The following is a 2,115-nucleotide window of genomic DNA, read 5'->3' as shown; positions in this document are numbered from 1 at the left end:
GGTGATGGTGACCGGTGCCGGTGGCTCGATCGGGTCCGAGTTGTGCCGCCAGTGCGCGCGCCATGGTGCCGGTCGTATCGTGCTGCTGGAGATCAGTGAGCTGCTGCTGTTGACCATCGAGGGCGAGCTGCGCCGCAGCTTCCCCGATGTCGAGATCGAAGCGGTGCTCGGTGACTGTGGCGATCCCGCGGTGATCCGCCACGCGCTGTCGCTGCACCCGGTCGACACCGCCTTCCATGCGGCTGCCTACAAGCACGTGCCGGTGCTGGAGCGTCAGCTGCGTGAAGCCGTGCGCAACAACATCCTGGCTACCGAGAACGTGGCCCGCGCCTGCCTGGAAGCCCACGTCGAGCACTTTGTGTTCATCTCGACCGACAAGGCGGTGGACCCGGTCAATGCGCTGGGCGCCAGCAAGCGCTATGCGGAGATGATCTGCCAGAGTCTGGACCAGAAGTCCACGCACACCCGTTTCGTGACCGTGCGTTTCGGCAACGTGCTGGCGTCGGCCGGCAGCGTGGTGCCGCTGTTCCGCGAGCAGATCCTCAAGGGCGGCCCGGTCACGGTGACAGACCCGGAGGTCAGCCGCTATTTCATGACCATTCCCGAGGCGTGCCAGCTGATCCTGCAGGCGGCCGCGTCGGCGTCGCACGGCGCGATCTACACCCTGGACATGGGCGAGCCTGTGCCGATCCGGGTGTTGGCCGAGCAGATGATCCGGCTGGCGGGCAAGCAGCCCTACAAGGAAATTCCGATCATCTATACCGGCCTGCGCCAAGGCGAGAAGCTGCACGAGACGCTGTTCTATTCCGACGAGGACTACCGGCCGACCGCGCACCCGAAGATCCTCGAGGCCGGCGTCCGTTCGTTCTCGCGGGACATCGTGCTGGGCAACGTGCCGAAGCTGCGCGAGGCCATTGCCCGGTACGACATCGATACGATCCAGGAAATCCTGTTTGCGACCATGCCGGAATTCTCGCCAATCGAACAGGATGCTTACATTTCATCCGCTAAGGTTGTGCCCTTTCCGGCACGTGAGGCCAACAGGCACCAATGAGCAAGCGCATTCGCAAGGCGGTATTCCCGGTAGCGGGTCTGGGCACGCGTTTTCTTCCGGCGACCAAGACGGTGCCGAAGGAGATGCTGCCGATCATCGATCGGCCGCTGATCCAGTACGCCGTGGATGAGGCGATCGAAGCAGGCTGTGACACCCTGGTGTTCATCACCAACCGTTACAAGCACGCCGTCGCCGACTATTTCGACAAGGCCTACGAGCTGGAGCAGAAGCTCGAGCGCGCGGGCAAGCACGAGCAGCTCGAATTGATCCGCCATGTGCTGCCGGAAGGCGTGCGCGCGATCTTCGTCACCCAAGCCGAGGCTCTGGGCCTGGGCCATGCGGTGCTGTGCGCCAAGGCGGTCATCGGTGACGAGCCGTTCGCCGTGCTGCTGCCCGACGATCTGATCTGGAACCGCGGCGCGGGTGCGCTGAAGCAGATGGCCGACCTCAACGAGGCCAGTGGTGCCAGCGTCATCGCCGTGGAGGACGTGCCCCACGACAAGACGGCCAGTTACGGCATCGTCGCCACCGAGGCGTTCGACGGCCGCAAGGGGCGTATCTCGCAGATCGTGGAGAAGCCCAAGCCGGAAGACGCACCGAGTGACCTGGCAGTGGTGGGGCGCTATGTGCTGAGCCCGAAGATTTTCGAGCTGCTCGAGCAGACCCGCACCGGTGCCGGTGGCGAGATCCAGTTGACCGATGCGATCGCCGAACTGCTGAAGACCGACGAGGTCGATGCCTATCGTTTCGAGGGCACCCGTTTCGACTGCGGCACCCACCTGGGGCTGGTCGAGGCGACGATCCGCTTCGCGCTGGACAACCCGAAGCTGGCCGGCCCGGCGCGCGAGAAGCTGGCGGCGATGCTGGCGGAGTAAGGGTTTTTCGAGCGCTCCGGCAGCGCCTTCCTGCATAGCTGGGGGAGGCGCAGGCAGGCCRCTGCAGGACACGCCGTAAACCCCGCTCCGCGGTCCGGCCCAGCCGCTGACGGCTGTGCGTTCGGGCGCTTGCGAAGCAGTGCTTCGCAAGCAAAGCGCCCTCACCCATGGGGGCTCGATGGCGCC

General features: G+C 65.2%; 2 protein-coding genes. Both read left to right on the top strand.

What is annotated here, in order from left to right:
• Positions 1 to 1,054, top strand: a 1,054-nt coding sequence (locus AC1VAN_RS19745) for a UDP-N-acetylglucosamine 4,6-dehydratase family protein (RefSeq protein WP_480986529.1), incomplete at its 5' end; no start/stop codon positions are given.
• Positions 1,051 to 1,929, top strand: a complete 879-nt coding sequence (gene galU / locus AC1VAN_RS19740) for a UTP--glucose-1-phosphate uridylyltransferase GalU (RefSeq protein WP_025875017.1) — start codon at positions 1,051 to 1,053, stop codon at positions 1,927 to 1,929. The genes AC1VAN_RS19745 and galU, both read left to right, overlap by 4 nt.
• Positions 1,930 to 2,115: the final 186 nt, after the last annotated feature.

The organism is Stenotrophomonas sp. 05L44_2 (genome assembly GCF_056665995.1).
Note: the sequence above shows the minus strand (reverse complement) of the source record. Positions and strands in the feature narration are given on the sequence as shown.